Here is a 21,915-nt window from a genome sequence, read left to right as displayed (position 1 = left end):
GTTTTGGAACTGTAAAAGTATTAAATCTATTTCGGATGCAGCGCCCAATGCGAAATTATCTTATTTTTGTCTCCGAAATCAGGAGCGAAAGGCTCGGGCTCTGAATAAACCATGTTCCCGCTGTCCGCGCTACAGGGTAGCCACTCCCATCGGGGCTAAACAGTCCACCGTGAAGGAATTAGGAATGAAAACAGTAATCAGCAACGAACAACGATAAGACATGCCCAAAATATTAATCATCGAAGACGAAGCTTCCATCCGAAGAGTATTGGTTAAAATCCTTACCGAGGAAAGCGACACCTATACAGTTGACGAAGCCGAAGACGGCAAACAAGGATTTGAAAAAATCAAAGCCGAAGACTATGATTTGGTATTGTGTGACATCAAAATGCCTAAAATGAACGGCGAAGAACTGCTCGAAGCGGTCAAAAAAATCAAACCCGAAATTCCTATGGTCATGATTTCCGGTCACGGAGATTTGGAAACCGCGGTCAATACCATGCGACTCGGTGCCTTTGATTACATTTCCAAACCACCGGATTTGAACCGTTTGCTCAATACCGTTCGCAATGCTTTAGACAAAAAGCAATTGGTGGTGGAGAACAAAATCTTAAAGAAAAAGGTTTCCAAAAACTACGAAATCATCGGCCAAAGTGAGCCTATCAATCAAATCAAACAAATGATTGAAAAAGTGGCCCAAACAGATGCTCGAGTACTCATCACCGGTCCTAACGGGACAGGAAAGGAACTGGTAGCCCATCAACTGCACGAAAAAAGCGAACGTGCTCATGCACCTATGATTGAGGTAAACTGCGCCGCTATTCCTTCTGAATTGATTGAGAGTGAATTGTTCGGACATGTAAAAGGAGCCTTTACTTCGGCCGTAAAAGATAGAGCAGGAAAGTTTGAAGCCGCTGACGGTGGGACGATTTTCTTAGATGAAATTGGGGATATGAGTCTTTCGGCACAAGCCAAAGTACTGCGTGCTTTACAGGAAAGCCTGATTCAAAGAGTGGGAGCTGATAAGGATATCAAAATCAATGTTCGCGTAGTAGCCGCGACCAACAAAGACTTGAAAAAAGAAATTGCCGAAGGGCGTTTCCGCGAAGATTTATACCATCGTTTAGCTGTGATTTTAATTAAAGTGCCGGCATTAAACGACAGAAGAGATGACATTCCGTTATTGATAGAACACTTTGCCGTGAAAATTGCAGAAGAACAAGGGAACGCTCCTAAATCTTTTTCCAAAGACGCGGTTAAACTGCTCCAGGAATACGACTGGACGGGTAACATACGCGAACTGAGGAATGTGGTCGAAAGGCTCATCATCTTGGGCGGTAACGAAATATCAAAAACCGATGTAACATTGTTTGCATCAAAATAACCAGCAGCCAACAGCATTTTTGCTAAAGCTAAACGCTAACAAAATGAATTTAAAAAAAATAAACCCCAATCTGCAAAAAGCACTCATTGAAAACGGTTTAACCGAAGCCAATGAAATGCAACAGGAAACTTTTTCTACCATCAAAAGTGGCGCCGATGCCGTGATACAATCTCCCGGAGGAACCGGTAAAACCACAACCATTGTCTTGAATGTCATCCAACGATTAGAAAAATCGCAAGGCGAAAGTACCCGGGCACTCATCATCGTTGAAACCAAAGAGAAAGTGATGGAGATGGAAGAGCTGTTTTTGAAATACGGTACGTATACCGATTTAAGCATATTGGGAGTGCACGACAAAGGCGATATCGATTATGATAAGAACGTTATTTCTATGGGACTGGATGTGCTGATTGGCACGCCCAATAAAATCAACGCGATGTTTTCTTCAGCCGGATTTAATATTAACACGATTAAAATGTTTATAGTGGATGATGCTGATGTACTGTTCCGTTCGCGTCATGATGCCATCATTCAGCGGTTGTCAATGAGCATTGAAAAAACGCAACGACTGTTCTTTTGTTCCCAAATTACCGAAAGGGTAGAAGTGCTGGCCGATAAAATCATGATTGAACCTCTTTTCTTTGAGATGGAGGAAGAATAAATATACAAGTTAAAACGCTACTATGGGACTCATAAAAATATTTTCGGGAGAAGAAATCTTAGCCGTTACATTAAAAGAAAGATTGGAAGAAGCAAACATCAATGTGGTGCTCCGAGCCAATAACCAGGCCAACGTATTACCCAGCATTCAAACAGCCAAACCGGTGGAATTGTTTATTATGGAAGTCGATTACGGCAAAGCCAATCCGGTGATAGAAGCGTTTCGAATGAGTCTTTAATCGATTCGATACCATTTGAATACTAATGTTTCTTCTTTTGATCAACAGAACAGAAGAATAATTGCCTCATTCTTAAATTAACCTATCTTTGCCGCTTCAAAAAAAAAGCTCATGATAACGATAAACGACATAGCCGTTGAATTTGGCGGCACCACACTTTTCAGCGACGTAACTTTTGCCATCAACGAAACCGATAAAATTGCCTTGATGGGTAAAAACGGTGCCGGTAAATCAACACTTTTAAAAATTGTAGCCGGCGAAAACAAACCTTCTCGCGGCAATATCTCGGCGCCTAAAGAAGCAGTGATTGCCTACCTGCCACAGCATTTGCTGGCGGCTGACAATTGTACGGTTATGGAAGAAGCGTCGAAAGCCTTTGCTGAGGTGTTCAAAATGAAGGCTGAGATTGATGAAATCAATGAGCAACTCACCATTCGTACGGATTATGAAAGTGATGACTACATGAAGTTGATTGAGCGCGTATCAGAACTAAGTGAGAAATACTATTCTATAGAAGAGGTGAATTACGAGGCCGAAGTAGAGAAGGTGTTGAAAGGACTGGGGTTTGAAAGAGAGGATTTCAACCGACCTACCTCAGAGTTTTCGGGAGGCTGGCGTATGCGAATTGAGTTGGCCAAAATCCTGTTGAAACAACCCGACTTGATTTTGCTGGATGAGCCTACGAACCACTTGGATATGGATAGCATTCAATGGCTCGAAGATTTCTTAATCAATCAGGCTAAGGCGGTAATGGTGATTTCCCACGACCGTGCATTTGTAGATAATATTACCAACCGCACCATCGAAGTGACGATGGGTAGAATTTATGATTACAAAGCCAAGTATTCCCATTATTTGGAATTGCGTAAGGACCGTCGCGTGCACCAACAAAAAGCCTATGACGAGCAACAAAAATTTATTGCCGAAAACCAGGCTTTTATTGAGCGTTTCAGAGGGACTTTCTCCAAAACAGAACAAGTACAATCGCGCGTGAGAATGCTGGAAAAATTAGTTCCCGTAGAAATTGACGAAATAGATACTTCGGCACTAAAACTGAAATTTCCGCCTTCGGTACGTTCCGGCCAGTATCCGGTTATTGTGCGTGATTTGGAAAAATCCTATGGAGACCATTTGATTTTTAAAGACGCTAATTTGGTGATTGAGCGCGGACAGAAAGTGGCCTTCGTGGGTAAAAACGGGGAAGGTAAATCTACCATGATTAAAGCCATTATGAAGGAAATCGAAATCAACAGCGGAAGTGTTGAGGTGGGCCACAATGCCCAGATTGGGTATTTTGCACAGAACCAGGCTTCGTTGTTAGATGAAAACGCTACTATTTTTGAAACCATTGATAATATAGCGGTAGGCGAGGTGCGTACTCAAATTAAAAATATATTGGGGGCTTTCATGTTTCAGGGCGACGATATTCAGAAGAAAGTAAAGGTGCTTTCGGGAGGAGAGAAAACGCGTTTGGCCATGATAAAATTATTGTTGGAACCGGTGAATCTATTGATTCTCGATGAGCCTTCCAATCACTTAGACATGAAAACCAAAGACATCATTAAGGAGGCATTGAAAGACTTTGACGGAACGTTAATCCTAGTATCTCACGACCGTGACTTCTTAGATGGTTTAGCCGAAAAGGTGTTTGAGTTTGGTAACAAAAGAGTGAAAGAACACTTTGAAGACATCAAGGGCTTCCTGGAACATAAAAAAATGTTAACCCTTAAGGAAATAGAAAAATAATTTGCGTTACTTAGTTCAAGTATTACAATCAACCTAAAATTGAATATGAGCGAGCACACTATTTCCAGATTTGATCTTCACCATGTGGCTGATTTTTTGCCTTATCCTTTTATCATTGCTGAAGTGATTAACGGGGTGCATTACAACACTTTTTTGAATGAAAAGTTCAATGAAGAGATAGGCTATACCCCGGAGGAAATCCCTACGATACAAGCCTGGTATGAGCATGCCTATCCTGACGCTGCCTACCGGGAAGAGGTCATCAGAGCTTGGGATGAAGAGGAAATAAATTCCAAACAGGAAGGGAAAGTATTCGTCCGAAAGAAATCTCAGGTAACCTGCAAGAACGGTCATAAGAAATGGTACGAAATAAAAGCTGCAGTGGTAGACAAACTTCACGTGGTGGCTTTTATTGATTTAGATAAAGAAATTACTCTTCAGGAAGAACTAAAAAACATTAACTGCAATAACGATAGGATGCTATCTGTTTTGGGGCATGACCTTAGAGCTCCCATTTCCAATTTAACGGATATTTCGGCCATGGCATTGGAAAACAATATGTCGCAGGAAGATTTTACTCCCTTTATAAAAAAAATAAACAAACAATCTGCCCAGGTTCTGGACTTGTTAGAAACCACGTTGAACTGGTCAAAGGCCAACTTTAATACGATACAGGTCAGTAAGGAGCAGTTCAAAATAAAAGCAATTATTGCGTCTGTAGTAGCTATTTATAAAAATGCCTGTGCTGATAAAGCGATTGAGGTTAAGCTGGCCATTACAGAAGAAGCCACTTTGTTTTCAGATTTGGAAATTGTGACCATCATAGCACGTAATATGATTACCAATGCCATCAAGTTTACGCCGAGCCACGGACAAATTACCATAAGTTTTCAGGATAATACCTTAAAGGTTACCGATACCGGCGTGGGCATGACTGCCGACAGGATAAAAAATATCTTAGGCAACAGCTATGCTTCTGAAAGGGGGACTAATAATGAAATAGGGATGGGAATGGGGATGCAGCTGGTGCAGAACTTAGCCGAAAAAATAGAGGCCAAAATAACTATTGAAAGTAAGCCGGGACAGGGAACTGCTGTCAGTTTGATTTTTTAACGGCCGGTTTCCCATTTTTAGTACTGATAATGACCACTCCTTTGTTGCCTTTTTCGCCATACTGCTCTATGGCTTTCTCATGCTGTAACACTTCAATCGATTCAATATCCTGTTGGTTCAAAGGCGAATAGGGACTGGTAGGATTTGGCCCAAACACTTCTTTTTCGGAATAATACACCCCGTTGATGATGTACAAAGGTTCTTTTAAAATCACTATGGAGTCAATTTGAGAAGCCTCCATTTTATTAATCAATTGTAAGCTACTTACTTTATTGTCGACCACTATAATGGGATCATCCGGACGAGCATTCTTTGCTATGGTTTCTTTATTGATAAACATTTCCAAATCTTTTGATTCGGCTTTCCTTTTTACGGCCTCTTTGACATCATTTTTCCAGGTTGGTGCTTCACTTGCAACAGGTGAAAGGAGGTATTGTGCTTCACTGGCGGTTATTGATTCGGAAGTGATTTGATTCTGTTTTGGGTTAAATGTTTCATTCAAAGCTACTTGTTCTTGAGTAGCCGTCTTGATTTGTTTTTGCAGGAGTGCCGCAGCATTTTTCCGGATTACCGGCTTGGTGCTGTCTGTTACAACCAACGCTTCTTTTTCAGAAGTGATTGGCAAGATGGAATCTTTTTGGGAAATGGTTTCGTTGGTTTGTGTTTTTGGAGACTCATTTTGAAAGAACTGATATCCCAAAGTAACCAGCAGCAATACCGAAGCGGCTACGGCAATCTTTTTCCAGAGATGCGTTTCTTTTTTCAGTCTTTTGGTGTCGAGTTTTTCCTCCACACGATTCCATACTTTGTCCATTGCCGCAAAGGGAGGGGTTTCCGCATTATCGGCTGCAGCTTTGATTTGATGGAATAAATGATCTTGATTTTCCATGATTATTTCACTTTTTGATAGTAGAGAACATTGACCATTGCTTTCAGTTTGGTTTTGGCCACATTCAGTTGTGATTTGGAAGTTCCTTCCGAAATGTTGAGCATCACCGCTATTTCTTTATGACCAAAACCTTCAATGACAAAGAGATTGAAAATCGTCTTACAGCCTTCCGGGATGTGATTCAATAAGTTGAGCAGGTCTTCTTCCTCTAGAGGGGTTTCCTGTGTGCTCTCGGGTTGTAGGTATTGATTGTCTTCCAAATACAAATTGAAATTCACGTTTCGCTTCAGTTGTTGTAAACATTGGTTAACGGTGATTTTACGCGACCAGGCTTCAAAGGCTCCCACTTCTTTGAGTTGTTCTATTTTGGTAAAGATGGTATAAAAAGCGTCGGCTAATACTTCCTCAATCTCTTCTTCTTTTTTCAGATACCGTTTGCACGTTCGATACAGCTTGGGCGCCATGTACTCGTACACTTGCCGTTGTGCATCGCGTTGTTGTTTTTTACAGGCTGATATAAGCAATTCGTTAACCACTATAGATGTCTTTTTTAAGTAAGAGGGCTTGGGAGTGCAAAAGGTTGGGACAACAGAAAAAAAAGTTTTGTTTCAAAAAAAATCAAGCCAGGAGAAATAGAAATCTATGCCTTTGGCCAGTATGATTATGAGTAAAAAGAAAAACCATAAGGAATAGATTGTGAGTTAGATACCTTCAAATGTATGTTTATTTATCCGGATGGTCAATGGGTGGACGATAATAATTAGTCCTATTTAGACAGCCGTAATTTATAAATGAACGAAACCGAGGCTTCGGTGTCGTTGTCTTCACAAAGCAGGAATTCAATTTGAGTCTCGGTTTCCCTGTATAAGGTAAGTCCTTCAAATTTATGAGTATCCGAAATCTGAAAGGTAAAATCAACGGTAAAAGTCGCACGGTCAAGACAACCAAGAATACTTCCCAGTACGGCTCCGTCATCATAAGTGGAGGCGGTGTCTTCGGCAGCAGCCAGAAAATAGATTTTATCTCCCACGACTATTGCGTCGGTAAAAGAGGTCGCTACTTGTTGGATGGGAGGCAAGTTTACAGGAAGAAACCGAATGGGGTTCTCCATGATGATAATCCCGTTTTTGGCATTGCTGCCGTTTCCTCTTTGGAACAAATGCAGTTTTTCTTCTATATACAAAGCACCTTCAATGTTGAGTTCATCATCTGCAATGTGGCAGCTTGACTTGATGTCTTGGTACAGTCCGGCCATATTTTCCACAGCAATTGCCCGGGTAGCCAAGTCATAAGTAAACTTCAGTTCACGTTTGGCCGTAGATCCGGAACCGAAAAGGTGCAGCTGATTGCCCTCCAAAGTGATGGCTTCAAAGTCTAGTTTATCTTGTTTCGGTATGTTTTCCAGGCTGTTTGCTGTCAGCGGAATCTTTGATAACACCGCTTGGGGCACATCATAGAGATAAAGAAACGAACCCGAATCCGAGAGAATGAAAAGCGAATCCTGAGTATAAACCAAGCCCGAAGCGGAACTGATGCCTTTGAGAGGTATAAAGGTTGAAAGTTCAAAATTTCCCATAACTTTACAAATATATATACTTAATGAAATGAAAAGCATTAATCCCGATGATTTTAGAGTAGTGGCTCCCATTGACTTGAAAAGCATTCCGACGGAATTGCCTATGGAGGCCGACAAAGAGGAAATACAGGAAAAACTGTTGGGTGTACAGCAAAAACTGAGCAAGCGTCAGGATGCCATGTATGCCCACAACCGTCATGCCGTTCTGATTTGCCTGCAGGGGATGGACACCAGTGGGAAGGACAGTCTGATTCGGGAGGTATTTAAAGAATTCAATCCCAGAGGGGTAGTCGTACACAGCTTTAAAACGCCCAACGCTGCCGAATTGGAACACGATTATCTGTGGCGTCATTATCTGGCACTGCCCGAGAAGGGGAAGTTTGCGGTGTTTAACCGCACCTATTACGAGAACGTGCTGGTTACCCGGGTGCACCCCGAATATGTGCTCAACGAAAACCTACCGGGTATTGAAAAGGTGGAAGACATTACGCCGCAATTCTGGAAAAACCGTTTGGCGCAAATCAATCATTTTGAACAACATCTCAGTCAAAACGGCACTTTGATACTCAAGTTTTATTTTCATCTCAGTAAAGAGGAACAACGAAAGCGATTGCTGCACAGGCTGGAGAACCCGGAAGACAACTGGAAGTTCTCGGTGGGCGATTTGAAAGAAAGGGAACACTGGGACGACTACATGCGGTATTATGAGGAAGCCATCAATGCGACGGCGAATGACGTTGCCCCTTGGTTTGTGGTACCGGCTGACGATAAAGAAATGTCAAGATACATTGTGGCCAAAATTATCTGGGAGGAAATTCAGAAACTGACCGACATCTCTGAACCGGAACTCGATGCAAATGTTAAATCCAACATCAATTTTTATAAAAACCAATTGAAAGAATAAAACCTCTTATCTTTGCGGACTCAAAAAAAAGCAAAGTGAATTTCGCACAATACACCAAAGAATTCCGATACAACCTGCATTTGGCTTACCCTGTCATACTGGGGATGCTGGGGCATACCCTAATCGGAATCGTTGATAATATCATGGTGGGGAAATTAGGCAGTACCGAATTAGCGGCCGTCTCCCTGGGGAACAGCTTAATCTTTGTGGCCATGTCACTCGGAATAGGTTTTTCTACCGCCATCACACCCATAGTAGCTGAGGCCGATGCCGAAAAGAACAGCGGTAAAATCCGTTCGGCTTTTCACCACGGCTTGTTTCTGTGTACTATTTTAGGGTTCCTGCTTTTTGGGTTGGTGGTGTTGGCCAAACCTGTTATGGAATTACTACACCAGCCTGAGGAAGTCATTACGCTGGCCAAACCCTATCTGGATTGGGTGGCTTTTTCTTTGGTTCCGTTGATTATTTACCAAGGATACAAGCAGTTTGCCGACGGGCTTTCGATGACCAAAATATCCATGTATGCCATAGTGATGGCCAATATTCTACACGTCATCATCAACTACTGTTTGATTTACGGCGTATGGATTTTCCCGAAAATGGGCATCCTCGGAGCGGGACTTGGTACCGTGATTTCCCGTATTGCGATGGTTACTTTCATGCACATCATCCTGTCCCGAAAAGAAGAATTGAAGTCGTATTTCCACAACTTCAGCTTTGATGAAATCAAAAAAGAAATGGTGAAGAAGATTGTCAACCTCGGTTTACCTTCCGCCATGCAAATGTTGTTTGAAGTGGTGTTGTTCACGGCGGCCATATGGCTCTGTGGGAACATTGGTAAAACCAGCCAGGCAGCCAATCAGATTGCGCTGAGTTTGGCTTCCATGACCTTTATGTTTGCCATGGGATTGAGCGTGGTTTCCATGATTCGCATCAGCAACCAAAGAGGATTGGGCGATTACAAGCAGCTCATCGTAGTAGCGCGTTCTATCTTTTTATTGGCCATCATCATCGAGATTATCTTTGCCGTGATGTTTGTAGCCCTGCATCAGGTGTTGCCGTATTTGTTTTTAAATATGGAAAACGAAGCCCAATTGCTCGACAATCAGGAAGTGATTACCATTGCGGCCCGATTGCTTTTGGTAGCTGCGGTATTCCAGATTTCTGACGGAATTCAGGTGGTCGTGCTCGGCGCCTTACGCGGATTACAGGATGTGAAGATACCGATGTACATTACTTTTGTGGCCTATTGGCTGGTGGGTTTCCCGATTTCATTTTACTTGGGCGAGCATACTCCGTTGAAAGCAGCGGGAGTATGGATAGGACTTTTAGCCGGTTTAACAGCGGCGGCTTTATTTTTGTATCTTCGCTTTCATTATCTGACCAAAAAACTGGCGAAACTAAATTCCTAATTTATAATTCAAATCAAAATGCAATTACCAAAATTTGTACTGGCTGACAACTCCGATTTTCCCGAAGATATCTTTGTGATTCACTTGGATTTCCCTCGTTTTATCATCAATTTAAAAGACGATGAGGTGGAGTTTCTCGAAGATTTGGAAGGCGAAGACGAAACCGAACTCGAATCCGAAATGGAACATTTGATTACCTTGGCAGGGGAGTTTTATGATAAAGAAATGGAAGCCTACGAGGACTAATCCTCAGAAAATACCATACCAAAGGAACGCACGCGTTCCTTTTTTTGTATCCACCGGTTGGGGATTAACGGATTCTTTTAAAAGTGGTCTTTTTCAATTCGTCCTTTAGCTTTCGGCATGGACTGAAAACCACCTTGGTTTTGGTGATATTCGATTTGCCTAAAGGAGCCTCACTCTCAGCAGCTGTTCCCTGTAAGGTCAAGGCAAACGAACCTAAAAAATCAATGTCCACGATATTTCCTTTCAGAAGTGACTCGCTGATGACTTTGGTTAATCCGACAATCACACCATAACAATCGGCCTCACTGACCGTAGAACGCGAAGCCACTATTTGTGATAAAACATCTAAATCAACGCGTCCCTGACTCACGGCACAAGGGTAAAATTTCACTTCTGGTGGGCTAACCTGCATGTTCTTTTTGGGAATCATTTTAAACGTAACAGCCATATTTTTTCAATTTATAAGGTTACTGTTTTAATTTGTTACTGACCAGTGCTCAGAAAGATGTACATCTTTCAGTCAAATGATGTACATCTTTTTAAAAAATGTTCAGCATCATTTTAAAAACAACTAAAGAGCATTGGAAAAAAGAATACGTACGAATTGGTCAATTATTCCTTTTTGAAGTAAAAGGCAAGCAAATTCTGTGCCGCAGCAAAAGGGGAGAGTTGATTTTGAAGGACAGCTTGCCGGGTACTCTCCAGTAGTGAAGCAATATCGGGATGTTGGTAAAAATTTTGCTTGAGCTGTTCGTTGATGGTTTCCATCATCCAGTACAGGCTTTGTTCCTGACGTTTGCGGTCGAAGTACTGGTTGGTTTTGACCAAATCCAAATAGGAGGAAACCGTTTGCCATACTGCATCAATACCGGTTTTTTCATAAGCACTGCACGTGGAAACCGTCGGGGTCCAACCCGAACTTTTGGCCGGGAACAAATGCAACGCCCTATTGAATTCGGTTTTCGCCAGTTTGGCTTTGGCTACATTATCGCCATCGGCTTTGTTGATAATCACGGCGTCGGCCATTTCCATAATCCCGCGTTTGATGCCCTGCAGTTCATCACCGGCTCCGGCAATTTTGAGCAACAAAAAGAAATCGACCATGCTGTGTACGGCTGTTTCGCTTTGGCCCACACCAACAGTTTCAATAATCACCGTATCAAATCCGGCGGCTTCACAGAGGATAATGGTTTCCCGGGTTTTTCGGGCCACACCGCCCAGGGTTTCACCTGAAGCGCTGGGGCGGATAAAAGCGTTTTTGTCTTTGACCAGTTCTTCCATACGGGTTTTATCGCCCAAAATGCTGCCATGTGAAATGGTACTGCTCGGGTCTACCGCCAGCACCGCGACTTTTTTGCCAATGGAGGTTAAATAGCTGCCGAAGGCTTCTATGAAGGTGCTTTTTCCCACACCGGGTACTCCGGTAATGCCCAGGCGTACCGACTGATTCGCGTGTGGCAAACAGGCGTTGATGATGGTATTGGCTTTCGCCAAATGATCGGGATGGGTGCTTTCCACTAAGGTAATAGCCCGACTCAAAGCTACTTTGTCTCCGGCTAAAATACCGTCAATCAGCTCTTGGGCACTGGGCTGTATTTTGCGTTGCCGCACAATTTTGGCCATAGCCGACGGGCTGAGAACTTCGGGTTGCGGAATGCCCTCTTTCTCGTGTAAGGCACTTTTTTTATTGGGCTCTGGATTCAAAGGAAAATCGTTTGGGTAAATTTAGTAAAATAATGCGTGCCCAAAAATGGAAACGTCTCCTTTTTTAAGAAACCTTTAGCAGCTTAAATTCGCGTTTTTGCTTTTTTTGCTGTTCCTTTGCACAATAATTTGATACTTTCGAATGGATAACATTCTACTGGTTTTTCTTTGCCTGATTATGGGATTAGGCATGCAACGCATTCCCACTTTCCCTAAAAACGGCCATTTAGCCCTTAACCAATTTGTCATTTACATCGCCTTGCCGGCCTTGGCGTTGTACTATATTCCCAAAGTTTCTGTTTCGACAGATTTGCTGTATCCGTTGGGAATTGCCTGGATTGGCTTTCTGTTGTCTTTTGTTTTTTTCTATACGATTGGAAAAAGACTGGGCTGGCCCAACCGACTCATCGGATGTTTGGTCATCACAGCCGGTTTGGGAAACACCTCTTTTGTTGGGTTTCCTATCATTCAGGCCCTTTATGGTGACGAAGGACTAAAGACGGCCATTATAGTAGACCAGCCGGGTTCCTTTGTGGTTATGGCCACGTTGGGTATTATCACTGCCGGAATCTTTGCCAAAGGAGAACCCAGCCGAAACGAAATCCTCAAAAAGATTCTACTGTTTCCTCCGTTTATTGCTTTTGCCTTAGCTTGTATGTTGAATGTGCTGAAAGTAGATTTTAATGCCCATTTTCAAACCGTTTTTCAAAAACTGGGGGCTACGGTGACGCCGGTTGCTTTAGTGGCCGTAGGACTGCAGCTGAAGGTGGACAAACGCAGCCAGCACTGGAAATTCCTTCGTTTAGGCTTGCTGTTCAAACTGTTCATTACTCCGCTCTTTTTCTTTGTGTTGTACAAAATCATTTTGCACGGCAACAGCTTACCGGTAAACGTTTCAATCATGGAATCGGCCATGGCGCCTATGATTACCGGTGCCATATTGGCTTCTAACTATGGACTGAAACCCAAATTGAGCAGCATGATGGTGGGTATTGGTATTCCATTGTCCTTTGCCACTTTAGCTTTTTGGTACTTCATTTTAAACACGTTTTAAAGAAAATGGATTCAATAGTTAATGCTTCTTCCAAGAATAAAGACCTGGCGCAAAAAACAGTCTATTCTATTTTGTTTTCCATCAGTTTTGCGCACTTGCTCAACGATTTGATTCAGGCGGTTATTCCGTCGGTGTATCCCATCTTAAAAGCCAATTACAACCTGTCCTTTTCTCAGATTGGGCTCATCACTTTTGCTTTTCAGTTGACCGCTTCTTTGTTTCAGCCCTTTGTAGGGTATTATACAGACAAGTACCCGAAACCTTTTTCGCAGATTTACGGCATGTTGTTTTCTATGCTGGGTGTGATTTGTATCGCGTATGCGGATAATTTCTACTGGATCTTGCTGGCCGTGATGCTCATCGGAACGGGTTCTTCTGTTTTTCATCCCGAGTCGGCCCGAATTTCCAACATGGCTTCGGGAGGCAAGCGCGGTTTGGCGCAGTCTATTTTTCAGGTAGGCGGGAATTTCGGTACCGCACTGGGGCCGCTTTTGGTGGCTTTGATAGTGGTGCCCAACGGGCAGAAATACCTGTTGTGGTTTGTTATTGCCGCAGCCATCGGACTGGTGATTATCAGTAAAATTGCCTATTGGTACCGCGACAACCTCATTTACAAGCAGCAGAAAAAAGTGGTCTTTGCCGACTTTCAGCGCCTTACGAAAAGCAAAGTCAAGTGGGCTATTGTGATCCTGCTGGTGGTTATTTTCTCCAAGTTCTTCTATTCGGCCTGTTTGTCAACCTACTATACTTTTTATGTTATTGACAAGTTTCATCTGAGCATTAAGGAAGCGCAATTCCATATGTTCCTCTATTTGATTGCGTACGCCGCCGGCACCATATTGGGCGGACCGCTGGGAGACAAAATCGGAAGGAAATATGTGATATGGCTCTCGGTCTTCGGCGCAGCGCCGTTTGCGTTGTTACTCCCTTACGTCAACTTATTCTGGACTGATGTGCTGATGATTGTCATCGGGATTATCATATCCTCAGCCTTTCCGGCCATATTGGTGTATGCGCAGGAACTACTCCCTAAAAAACTGGGCATGGTGTCCGGATTGTTTTATGGCTTTGCCTTCGGAATGGGGGCCTTAGGTTCTGCCGTATTGGGCAAGTTAGCCGATTATACTTCGATACAGTTTGTCTATCAGGTATGTTCCTTCCTGCCGTTGATAGGCATTAGCTGCTACTTTTTGCCCAACTTAAAGAAGCGATAAACCACCTGCTGCTGACTATCGGTAACGAATGACTTGACGGGATGTGGCGTGAGTCGTTGCCATTTTACGCCATCAAAAGACCCGGCAATTATGGGTTGACTGTTCCGTTCATTTTAAATGATGGAGACTAAAAAGGATTTGTCTTTTCCTTTTGTTATCCTTACTTTTACTACTCAATTTTCAACACATGACACTTCATCCCGAAATACTGCAAAAACTCACCGCTATTGTTGGTGAATCCTATATTTTTACTGATATCGCTACCCGTAATCGCTATGGTCACGATGAAACCGAAGATTATGTCTTTCCACCGCATGTGGTGCTCAAACCGGCTAATGCTCAGGAGATTTCCGCTATCCTGCAAGTAGCGAACGAATATAAAATTCCGACCACTCCCATTGGAGCCCAAACCGGATTGAGCGGCGGAGCATTGTCCGTTTATGAGGGAATTGGGTTGTCTATGGAACGCCTCAATAAGATTGTGGAAATTGATGAGCAAAATTTGCAGGTAACTGTAGAGCCGGCCGTGATTACGCAGGTTTTGCGCGAAGCGGTTGCTGAAAAAGGACTCTTCTATCCGGTTGACCCAAGCAGTATGGGCAGTTGCTGGATTGGAGGGAATATAGCCGAGAACTCAGGCGGTGCCAGAGCCTTGAAATATGGGGTAACCAAAGACTACGTTTTGAATCTGGAAGTGGTTTTAGCCAACGGCGATATTATTTGGACGGGTGCCAACACGCTCAAAAACTCTACAGGTTATAACCTTACCCAATTGATGGTAGGCAGCGAAGGAACATTGGGCGTAATTACCAAAGCGGTGTTAAAGCTGTTGCCCAAAAACAACCACAATGTATTGATGTTGGTTCCCTTTTACAAAGCCAACGAAGCCTGTGAAGCGGTTTCAGCCATTTTTAGAGCGGGAATCATTCCGAGTGCTTTAGAGTTTATGGAACGCGATGCGATAGATTGGACGCTTCGATTAGTGGAAGGCATCAGCGTGACGGTAAAACCGGAACACCAAGCCCATTTGCTGATTGAAGTCGACGGGAATTACCCGGAAGTGTTGATGCAGGAAGCTGAAAAAATTCTTTCGGTGGTAGAGCAGTTTGGTATCGATGAAGTCCTGTTTGCCGACACCGAAGACCAAAAGAACGCCTTGTGGAAAATGCGTCGCTCTGTGGCCGAGGCGGTAAAATCCAACTCAATTTACAAAGAAGAAGATACGGTAGTGCCCAGATACATGCTGCCTGAACTGTTGGCGGGCATTAAACGGATAGGCGATAAGCACGGCTTTAAATCGGTATGCTATGGACATGCCGGTGACGGCAATTTGCACGTGAACATCATCAAAGGAGAGATGTCCGATGACAATTGGCGCACTCAGGTACCGGTGGGCATTCGTGAAATCTTTGAATTGACGGTTTCGCTCAAAGGAACGCTGTCGGGAGAGCACGGTATTGGGTACGTACAAAAAAACTTCATGGATATTGCATTCTCACGAGGGCATTTGGAACTCATGGAAAGCATCAAACGCGTCTTCGACCCAAACAATATTTTAAATCCCGGGAAGATTTTCCCCGATGAATTATAAAAGGAAGCCCTTCAGTTCTCAAAACGGAAGGGCTTTTTTTTAGTCTCTTTTCGGAGTTTGTTTTTTGATTCGTTTTTCCTCTTTCTTTTCTTTTGCAGTCTTCAGGGGTTCTTTCTTAACTGATTTCTGCACGTCTCTTCCTTTGGCCATGATTATTTTTTTACGTTGGTGTCAAGTAAAGGTAATCACTATTTGTTTAATCCCAATAAGGTTAGCGTTTTTTCGTCAAACAGCGTGCGGAAAGCCGTTTGCTGGTTTTCCTCATCCCAATTGATAAATTTCCAGTCTCCGTTGGCGGCATCATCCGTTATGGCTATAAAAAGGGTATTTCTCTTGACGTTAAAGCTATTTCTTTTCGGCTCGTAAACAACATTCTCGGTGCGGTTTACAGTCTTAAGCCACGCTGTCTTCGCTGTCACTTCTTCAGGCGTTAACGGGCTTTCAAAGAAGTAGCGCACCGGATTCCGACAGCTGATCACGCAGAACGAGAGGCCTCCGATTTGTTGTATTTTACGGGTGACAAAAGGAACTGACTCCAACTGATACCGCAATCGGTATATGTCATTTTGATAAGATTGGTCCAATTGTTCCAGCATTTTATCTTTGCCAATCGTTTCCACCATTTTAGGATAGGATAGTGCAACGATGGTTTCAAAATCCATTTCATAGTGGGCTGTAAAGAGTTTTTGAGTGGCAGACAGCAATCGTGTGGTGCTTTGCGAAAAGCCGTTCAAAGCCAACAGCAGAAACAGTACCGGGAGTAATTTTGTTTTCATGGCTAAAACATTATTTATCCAAAGTTAAAAAAAAATCCCCAGCGGTATTCACCGTGGGGATTCTATTGATGTGGAGGGTCATTATTCGTTTACGATAACCCATTCGCCTGAAGCGATCATGCTTTCGGCTTTTTTGTATTTCATGGTTTCGGTTTTACCGCTCATGACATGTTTCACCGTGACGTTGTCATTGCGGTTGATTTTCGGCTGGTCGCGAACGATGGTTTCAGTTACCTGCGGACGCTGTTGGGTTTGTCCGGCTTCTCTATTGCGGGCAGCCAATTCATCCGAGTTCAGTACTTCGTCTTTACTTTCGGTATAGTTTTGTTTCTCGCGTATTTGTTTTGCTTCCTGAATGTTTTGGTTTTGCTGAGGCAGGTCGCCTTTGAATAAGAAGGAAATCACTTCTTTGTTTACTCCATCCAACATGGTTCGGAATAAGTTAAAGGCCTCTAATTTATAAATCAGCAATGGATCTTTTTGCTCATGCACCGCCAATTGTACCGATTGTTTCAACTCGTCCATTTTGCGTAAGTGCTTCTTCCAAGCTTCGTCCACAATGGCTAAGGTGATGTTCTTTTCGAAATCGGCTATCAGTTGGGCTCCGTTGGTTTCAAAAGCTTTTTTCAAATCGGTTACCACATTGAGTGTTTTGATACCGTCAGAGAACGGTACAATAATGCGCTCAAATTGGTTGCCTTCTTTTTGGTATACATCGGCTATAATCGGGAAGGCTTCTCGGGCACTTCTTTCGGTTTTTTCGGTATAATAAGCTAATGCAGCTTTGTATAGTTTGCCGGTGATGTCTATTTCCGATGATTTTTCAAACTCAGTCTGCGTTACAGGAGAAGTGATAGAGAAGTAACGGATTACTTCAAACTCAAAGCTTTTGAAATCGTTTTTGCTTTTGTTTTCACTAACGATTAACTCGCAGGTGTCGTACATCATATTAGCAATATCCAGTTTCAAACGCTCTCCATGTAAGGCGTGACGACGACGTTTGTACACTACTTCTCTTTGGGCATTCATGACGTCATCATATTCTAATAAACGTTTACGGGTACCAAAGTTGTTCTCTTCTACTTTTTTCTGAGCGCGCTCAATCGACTTGGTCATCATAGAATGCTGAATCACTTCACCTTCTTTCAATCCCATACGGTCCATGATTTTGGCTACGCGTTCCGAACCGAACAAACGCATCAGGTTATCCTCTAAGGATACATAGAACTGGGAACTTCCCGGATCTCCCTGACGACCGGCACGACCACGCAACTGACGGTCTACACGACGTGAATCGTGACGCTCCGTACCAATGATGGCTAATCCCCCGGCAGCTTTTACTTCCGGAGTCAACTTGATGTCGGTTCCACGACCGGCCATATTGGTTGCGATAGTTACCACACCCGGTTTTCCGGCTTCAGCAACGATTTCGGCTTCTTTTTTATGCATTTTGGCATTCAATACGTTGTGGGCTACACCTCGTATTTTCAACATACGGCTTAATAACTCAGATATCTCTACAGAGGTGGTACCAATTAAGACAGGTCTTCCGGACTGTGACAATTGGGTTACATCTTCAATTACCGCGTTGAATTTTTCACGTACCGAACGGTAAATCAAATCTTCTTTATCGTGACGCGCAATTCCTCTGTTGGTTGGAATTTCTACCACATCCAATTTGTAAATTTCCCAAAGCTCACCGGCTTCTGTCACGGCTGTTCCCGTCATACCGGCCAACTTGCTGTACATACGGAAATAGTTTTGCAATGTAATGGTAGCAAAGGTTTGCGTGGCTGCTTCAATGGTTACGCTTTCTTTGGCCTCAATGGCTTGGTGCAATCCGTCCGAATAACGACGACCATCCATGATACGTCCGGTTTGCTCGTCTACAATCATAATCTTGTTGTCCATAATCACGTATTCTACGTCTTTTTCAAACAAGGTGTAAGCTTTCAACAGCTGAGTAAGGGTATGAATTCTTTCTGATTTGATGGCAAAATCCTGGAACAGGTGTTCTTTGGCTTCGGCTTCTTTATCTTTTTCCAGATTTTGTTTTTCGATGTTGGCAATTTCGGTTCCGATATCCGGTAACACGAAGAAGTTTTCATCAGTATCTTTGGATAAAAATTTGATTCCGTTATCCGATAGCTCTACTTGATTATTTTTTTCTTCAATAACAAAGTACAAGGCTTCATCTACTTCCGGCATTTTACGGTTGTTGTCGGCCATGTATTCGTTTTCGGTTTTTTGCAACAACTGTTTTACACCTTCTTCACTCATGAACTTAATCAGGGCTTTGTTTTTAGGCAAAGCTCTGTAGGCTCTCAATAATTGGAACCCTGCTTCTTTCATGTTCCCTTCTTTGAACAGACGTTTGGCTTCGGTTAAAAATCCGTTAGCCAATTGACGTTGTAAATTGTATAGGTTTTCGATTTTCGGTTTCAATTCATTGAACTCGTGACGGTCACCATCAGGTACCGGACCGGAGATAATCAACGGAGTTCTCGCATCGTCAATCAATACGGAATCCACCTCGTCAACTATGGCGTAGTTGTGTTTTCTTTGTACCAAATCTTCCGGTGAATGGGCCATGTTATCTCTCAGGTAGTCGAAACCGAACTCGTTGTTCGTTCCATATGTAATATCGGCTTCGTAAGCTTTTCTACGGGCGTCCGAATTCGGGGAGTGGTTATCGATACAATCCACAGTCAACCCATGGAATTCAAATAATGGCGCTTTCCAGGTGCTGTCACGTTTGGCCAAATAGTCATTTACGGTTACCAGGTGAACGCCGTTTCCTGTCAATGCGTTTAAGTAGAGTGGGAGTGTGGCCACCAATGTTTTTCCTTCTCCCGTTTGCATTTCGGCAATTTTACCTTCATGCAATACAATTCCCCCAATCAACTGTACGTCGTAGTGAATCATATCCCAGGTGATTTCTTTTCCGGCGGCGTTCCATGAATTGGCCCAAATGGCTTTATCTCCGTCTAAAGTGATATAGGATTTGGTAGCTGAAAGTTCACGGTCTTTCGCTGTAGCTGTTACGGTAATAGAAGTGTTTTCTTTGAAACGACGGGCTGTTTCTTTTACCACAGCAAATGCTTCGGGAAGAATTTCCATCAAAACCTTTTCTGAAATTTCATAGGCTTCTTTCTCCAAAGCGTCAATTGCATTGTAGATATCTTCTCGTAGGTCGATATCTGCGGTATTTTCCGCTTCGGTTTTTTTAGCTTCAATTTCGGCATCCTGCTTAGCGCGGGCTTGTTTTATTTTGGCTTTGAATTCTGAAGTTTTAGCTCTTAATTCGTCATGTGAAAGTGCCGCCAATACAGGCTCTAAAGCTTTTATTTTGTTAATATATGGCTGTGTAGCTTTGACGTCTTTTTGGGATTTGTCGCCTATAAAAGCTTTGATAATGCTATTAATGAAACTCATAACGGGTTTGTGTTTTTTTATATTCTAAAAGGTGTGCAAATTTAAACAAAAAAAAAGCCCGAATCGGACTTTTTTTTCTAGTGTGATTGTTTATTTTTTTAATATTCATCCTCATTCCAAAGATAATCTTCGTCGGTCGGATAATCGGGCCAAATTTCCTCCATTGATTCGTATATTTCGCCTTCGTCTTCTATCGATTGTAAATTCTCAACTACTTCTAGTGGAGCGCCTGTTCTGATAGCATAGTCGATAAGTTCATCTTTGGTTGCTGGCCATGGCGCGTCACTCAAATATGACGCTAATTCTAATGTCCAATACATCTCTGTCGATTTTTTAGTTTATGCAAAAATAAATTTTATACTGAAAAAGTCAAGTTTTTTTTCATTTATTTTTAAATATGTTTAAGAACGTCTTTTGGTCTATTCCATTTTCAACCGTAAGCGGCAGAAACAGGGGACAGAATACAATGACAGATTACTTTCTCGGTATCCACTTCACTTCATCCGCCTGCAGGTCAAAGGACAACTTCCGTGCCAAGACAAAAAGGTAGTCAGAAAGTCGGTTTAAGTACTTGATAACTTGTTCGTCGGTGGGTTCTAATTCGTGTAAATGCACTGCTAAACGCTCGGCTCTGCGGCATACACAGCGCGCAATGTGACAATATGACACAGTGGTGTGACCGCCGGGCAGTACAAAGTGTGTCATAGGAGGTAAAGCCGTATCCATTCGATCGATTTCGTTTTCCAATAAGGCAATATCCTCTTCCGAAATACGATTGATGTTTAGGCGAGGCTGTCCGTTTTTAAGAATTTCTTTTTCGGGCGGAGTGGCCAGTATGGCTCCTACAGTAAACAATCGGTCCTGGACTTCTATGAGTACGTTTTTGTATAACGGATTGATATCCTGGTCACGAATCAGTCCTATATGTGAGTTGAGTTCGTCAACAGTGCCATAACTTTCGATACGGATATGATGCTTAGGAACCCGTGTGCCGCCGAAAAGAGCAGTGGTTCCGGTATCACCGGTTTTGGTATAAACTTTCATCTCACTTGATTTTATTTGTTATAGGTGTTCGATGTAATTCGCTAAAAAAAGCTCATTTTATTTTATGAATGTAGCATTTCTTAATTCCGTCAAAGGTAGCAAAAAATAAAATGGATTATCAACTAGCCCTGATGGGAGTGGCACCTCGTATAACGGACAGCAGGAAAATGGATTCCTGATAAAGCCCGAGCCTTTAGCTTCTTATTTTAAAGATGGTCGGGATTAGGATTGTCGCTTTCAATCATACCGTCACGCAAACGGATGATGCGGTGGGCATATTTGGCAATGTCTTCTTCGTGGGTAACCAGTATCACGGTGTTGCCGTTTTTGTGAATATCGTTAAAGAGGTTCATGATTTCGACTGAGGTTTTACTGTCGAGATTCCCAGTAGGTTCGTCAGCCAGAATGATAGACGGTTTGTTGACCAACGCCCGGGCAATAGCTACACGTTGACGTTGTCCTCCCGAGAGTTGGTTGGGCTGATGGTCCATACGGTCCGCTAAATTAACCTGTGTCAGTACTTCGGTAGCGCGTGCATTTCTTTCGGATTTGGAATACCCGGCGTAAATCATGGGCAAAGCCACATTGTCTAAAGCAGTGGTTCTGGGCAGTAGGTTGAACGTTTGAAATACAAATCCGATTTCTTTGTTGCGGATTTCGGCTAAATCGTCATCGTGCATTTGGGAAACATCATTGTTGTTGAGGATATAGGTTCCCGAAGTAGGCGTATCCAAACAACCCAAAATATTCATGAGTGTTGATTTTCCGGAACCGGATGGTCCCATGAGGGCTACATACTCGCCTTTGTTGATTTGTAAATCAATGCCTTTGAGTACATTGATGATTTCGCTGCCAAGTACGAAATCACGTTTGATATTTTTGATGTCAATTAATGGATTTGCCATTTTACTAAGGGAATGCTGATTAA

Annotated in this window: 21 protein-coding genes; 11 read left to right on the top strand and 10 right to left on the bottom strand. The window is 42.9% G+C overall.

Going from position 1 to position 21,915, the window contains the following annotated elements:
- Positions 1-220: 220 nt before the first annotated feature.
- The 5 genes from ACSVH6_RS09045 to ACSVH6_RS09025 all read left to right on the top strand — a co-directional run bounded on the left by ACSVH6_RS09045 (position 221) and on the right by ACSVH6_RS09025 (position 5,142).
- Positions 221-1,384, top strand: coding sequence for a sigma-54-dependent transcriptional regulator (locus tag ACSVH6_RS09045; RefSeq protein ID WP_438077679.1), 1,164 nt, complete (start codon positions 221-223; stop codon positions 1,382-1,384).
- A gap of 43 nt (positions 1,385-1,427) precedes the next feature.
- Entirely contained in the window at positions 1,428-2,045 is a 618-nt protein-coding gene (locus ACSVH6_RS09040; protein ID WP_438077677.1) for a DEAD/DEAH box helicase, read from the top strand.
- Positions 2,046-2,067: 22 nt separating this feature from the next.
- A complete protein-coding gene (locus ACSVH6_RS09035) occupies positions 2,068-2,283 on the top strand; it encodes a DUF2007 domain-containing protein (RefSeq protein ID WP_438077675.1) in 216 nt (71 codons plus the stop codon).
- Positions 2,284-2,394: 111 nt separating this feature from the next.
- Positions 2,395-4,029, top strand: coding sequence for an ABC-F family ATP-binding cassette domain-containing protein (locus tag ACSVH6_RS09030; protein ID WP_438077673.1), 1,635 nt, complete (start codon positions 2,395-2,397; stop codon positions 4,027-4,029).
- Between the two features lie 45 nt (positions 4,030-4,074).
- A complete protein-coding gene (locus ACSVH6_RS09025) occupies positions 4,075-5,142 on the top strand; it encodes a PAS domain-containing sensor histidine kinase (RefSeq protein WP_438077671.1) in 1,068 nt (355 codons plus the stop codon).
- Here the strand turns inward: ACSVH6_RS09025 and ACSVH6_RS09020 are convergent.
- From ACSVH6_RS09020 to ACSVH6_RS09010, 3 genes are all read right to left on the bottom strand, one after another.
- Positions 5,126-6,031 carry a hypothetical protein gene (locus ACSVH6_RS09020; protein WP_438077669.1) on the bottom strand — a complete coding sequence of 302 codons (906 nt, stop codon included), beginning with the start codon at positions 6,029-6,031 and terminating at the stop codon, positions 5,126-5,128. The genes ACSVH6_RS09025 and ACSVH6_RS09020 overlap by 17 nt on opposite strands.
- Positions 6,032-6,033: 2 nt before the next feature.
- Positions 6,034-6,495 carry an RNA polymerase sigma factor gene (locus tag ACSVH6_RS09015; protein WP_438078013.1) on the bottom strand — a complete coding sequence of 154 codons (462 nt, stop codon included), beginning with the start codon at positions 6,493-6,495 and terminating at the stop codon, positions 6,034-6,036.
- A 302-nt stretch (positions 6,496-6,797) separates the two neighbouring features.
- Positions 6,798-7,607: a DUF6929 family protein gene (locus ACSVH6_RS09010; RefSeq protein WP_438077667.1), complete on the bottom strand. Its 810-nt coding sequence runs from the start codon at positions 7,605-7,607 to the stop codon at positions 6,798-6,800.
- A 28-nt stretch (positions 7,608-7,635) separates the two neighbouring features.
- Here ACSVH6_RS09010 and ACSVH6_RS09005 point away from each other — a divergent pair, with 28 nt between their 5' ends.
- Genes ACSVH6_RS09005 through ACSVH6_RS08995 form a run of 3 tightly spaced genes read left to right on the top strand, consistent with a single transcriptional unit; the run spans position 7,636 to position 10,169 of the window.
- Positions 7,636-8,511 (top strand): PPK2 family polyphosphate kinase, encoded by an 876-nt coding sequence (locus ACSVH6_RS09005; RefSeq protein ID WP_438077665.1) that lies wholly within the window; start codon positions 7,636-7,638, stop codon positions 8,509-8,511.
- A 35-nt stretch (positions 8,512-8,546) separates the two neighbouring features.
- The gene (locus ACSVH6_RS09000; RefSeq protein ID WP_438077663.1) at positions 8,547-9,923 is read left to right on the top strand and encodes an MATE family efflux transporter; all 1,377 of its coding nucleotides are present in this window, start codon (positions 8,547-8,549) and stop codon (positions 9,921-9,923) included.
- An 18-nt stretch (positions 9,924-9,941) separates the two neighbouring features.
- Positions 9,942-10,169 (top strand): hypothetical protein, encoded by a 228-nt coding sequence (locus ACSVH6_RS08995; protein WP_438077661.1) that lies wholly within the window; start codon positions 9,942-9,944, stop codon positions 10,167-10,169.
- 64 nt (positions 10,170-10,233) lie between these two features.
- Here the strand turns inward: ACSVH6_RS08995 and ACSVH6_RS08990 are convergent, their stop codons facing one another.
- A complete protein-coding gene (locus ACSVH6_RS08990) occupies positions 10,234-10,617 on the bottom strand; it encodes an HU family DNA-binding protein (RefSeq protein ID WP_438077659.1) in 384 nt (127 codons plus the stop codon).
- A 164-nt stretch (positions 10,618-10,781) separates the two neighbouring features.
- Positions 10,782-11,873 (bottom strand): methylmalonyl Co-A mutase-associated GTPase MeaB, encoded by a 1,092-nt coding sequence (gene meaB / locus ACSVH6_RS08985; protein ID WP_438077657.1) that lies wholly within the window; start codon positions 11,871-11,873, stop codon positions 10,782-10,784.
- A gap of 142 nt (positions 11,874-12,015) precedes the next feature.
- On the opposite strand from meaB, the gene ACSVH6_RS08980 reads away from it, so the two are divergent.
- From ACSVH6_RS08980 to ACSVH6_RS08970, 3 genes are all read left to right on the top strand, one after another.
- The gene (locus ACSVH6_RS08980) at positions 12,016-12,927 is read left to right on the top strand and encodes an AEC family transporter (protein WP_438077655.1); all 912 of its coding nucleotides are present in this window, start codon (positions 12,016-12,018) and stop codon (positions 12,925-12,927) included.
- Positions 12,928-12,932: 5 nt separating this feature from the next.
- On the top strand, positions 12,933-14,141 hold the full coding sequence (locus tag ACSVH6_RS08975) for an MFS transporter (protein WP_438077653.1): 1,209 nt from the start codon (positions 12,933-12,935) through the stop codon (positions 14,139-14,141).
- A gap of 187 nt (positions 14,142-14,328) precedes the next feature.
- Positions 14,329-15,732: an FAD-binding oxidoreductase gene (locus tag ACSVH6_RS08970; protein WP_438077651.1), complete on the top strand. Its 1,404-nt coding sequence runs from the start codon at positions 14,329-14,331 to the stop codon at positions 15,730-15,732.
- A 188-nt stretch (positions 15,733-15,920) separates the two neighbouring features.
- On the opposite strand, the gene ACSVH6_RS08965 is transcribed toward ACSVH6_RS08970, so the two are convergent.
- The 5 genes from ACSVH6_RS08965 to ACSVH6_RS08945 all read right to left on the bottom strand — a co-directional run bounded on the left by ACSVH6_RS08965 (position 15,921) and on the right by ACSVH6_RS08945 (position 21,892).
- Entirely contained in the window at positions 15,921-16,508 is a 588-nt protein-coding gene (locus tag ACSVH6_RS08965) for a hypothetical protein (RefSeq protein WP_438077650.1), read from the bottom strand.
- Between the two features lie 81 nt (positions 16,509-16,589).
- Positions 16,590-19,943 carry a preprotein translocase subunit SecA gene (gene secA / locus ACSVH6_RS08960; protein WP_438077649.1) on the bottom strand — a complete coding sequence of 1,118 codons (3,354 nt, stop codon included), beginning with the start codon at positions 19,941-19,943 and terminating at the stop codon, positions 16,590-16,592.
- A 98-nt stretch (positions 19,944-20,041) separates the two neighbouring features.
- Entirely contained in the window at positions 20,042-20,263 is a 222-nt protein-coding gene (locus ACSVH6_RS08955) for a DUF2795 domain-containing protein (protein WP_002986941.1), read from the bottom strand.
- Between the two features lie 154 nt (positions 20,264-20,417).
- Positions 20,418-20,987: a cob(I)yrinic acid a,c-diamide adenosyltransferase gene (locus ACSVH6_RS08950; RefSeq protein ID WP_438077646.1), complete on the bottom strand. Its 570-nt coding sequence runs from the start codon at positions 20,985-20,987 to the stop codon at positions 20,418-20,420.
- A gap of 206 nt (positions 20,988-21,193) precedes the next feature.
- Positions 21,194-21,892 (bottom strand): ABC transporter ATP-binding protein, encoded by a 699-nt coding sequence (locus ACSVH6_RS08945; RefSeq protein WP_438077643.1) that lies wholly within the window; start codon positions 21,890-21,892, stop codon positions 21,194-21,196.
- Between the last annotated feature and the right edge of the window lie 23 nt (positions 21,893-21,915).

The sequence above is a fragment of the Flavobacterium sp. XGLA_31 genome, assembly GCF_051547105.1.
Lineage (GTDB): Bacteria > Bacteroidota > Bacteroidia > Flavobacteriales > Flavobacteriaceae > Flavobacterium.
The sequence above is the reverse complement of the archived record's forward strand: the minus strand, read 5'-3'. Positions and strand labels throughout refer to the sequence as shown.

Excerpts from the sequence above, each read along its gene's own strand:
- ACSVH6_RS09045 (WP_438077679.1), top strand. The coding sequence starts at position 221 with ATGCCCAAAATATTAATCATCGAAGACGAAGCTTCCATCCGAAGAGTA.
- ACSVH6_RS09040 (WP_438077677.1), top strand. The coding sequence starts at position 1,428 with ATGAATTTAAAAAAAATAAACCCCAATCTGCAAAAAGCACTCATTGAA.
- ACSVH6_RS09035 (WP_438077675.1), top strand. The coding sequence starts at position 2,068 with ATGGGACTCATAAAAATATTTTCGGGAGAAGAAATCTTAGCCGTTACA.
- ACSVH6_RS09030 (WP_438077673.1), top strand. The coding sequence starts at position 2,395 with ATGATAACGATAAACGACATAGCCGTTGAATTTGGCGGCACCACACTT.
- ACSVH6_RS09025 (WP_438077671.1), top strand. The coding sequence starts at position 4,075 with ATGAGCGAGCACACTATTTCCAGATTTGATCTTCACCATGTGGCTGAT.
- ACSVH6_RS09020 (WP_438077669.1), bottom strand. The coding sequence starts at position 6,031 with ATGGAAAATCAAGATCATTTATTCCATCAAATCAAAGCTGCAGCCGAT.
- ACSVH6_RS09015 (WP_438078013.1), bottom strand. The coding sequence starts at position 6,495 with ATGGCGCCCAAGCTGTATCGAACGTGCAAACGGTATCTGAAAAAAGAA.
- ACSVH6_RS09010 (WP_438077667.1), bottom strand. The coding sequence starts at position 7,607 with ATGGGAAATTTTGAACTTTCAACCTTTATACCTCTCAAAGGCATCAGT.
- ACSVH6_RS09005 (WP_438077665.1), top strand. The coding sequence starts at position 7,636 with ATGAAAAGCATTAATCCCGATGATTTTAGAGTAGTGGCTCCCATTGAC.
- ACSVH6_RS08995 (WP_438077661.1), top strand. The coding sequence starts at position 9,942 with ATGCAATTACCAAAATTTGTACTGGCTGACAACTCCGATTTTCCCGAA.
- ACSVH6_RS08990 (WP_438077659.1), bottom strand. The coding sequence starts at position 10,617 with ATGGCTGTTACGTTTAAAATGATTCCCAAAAAGAACATGCAGGTTAGC.
- ACSVH6_RS08980 (WP_438077655.1), top strand. The coding sequence starts at position 12,016 with ATGGATAACATTCTACTGGTTTTTCTTTGCCTGATTATGGGATTAGGC.
- ACSVH6_RS08975 (WP_438077653.1), top strand. The coding sequence starts at position 12,933 with ATGGATTCAATAGTTAATGCTTCTTCCAAGAATAAAGACCTGGCGCAA.
- ACSVH6_RS08970 (WP_438077651.1), top strand. The coding sequence starts at position 14,329 with ATGACACTTCATCCCGAAATACTGCAAAAACTCACCGCTATTGTTGGT.
- ACSVH6_RS08965 (WP_438077650.1), bottom strand. The coding sequence starts at position 16,508 with ATGAAAACAAAATTACTCCCGGTACTGTTTCTGCTGTTGGCTTTGAAC.
- secA (WP_438077649.1), bottom strand. The coding sequence starts at position 19,943 with ATGAGTTTCATTAATAGCATTATCAAAGCTTTTATAGGCGACAAATCC.
- ACSVH6_RS08955 (WP_002986941.1), bottom strand. The coding sequence starts at position 20,263 with ATGTATTGGACATTAGAATTAGCGTCATATTTGAGTGACGCGCCATGG.
- ACSVH6_RS08950 (WP_438077646.1), bottom strand. The coding sequence starts at position 20,987 with ATGAAAGTTTATACCAAAACCGGTGATACCGGAACCACTGCTCTTTTC.
- ACSVH6_RS08945 (WP_438077643.1), bottom strand. The coding sequence starts at position 21,892 with ATGGCAAATCCATTAATTGACATCAAAAATATCAAACGTGATTTCGTA.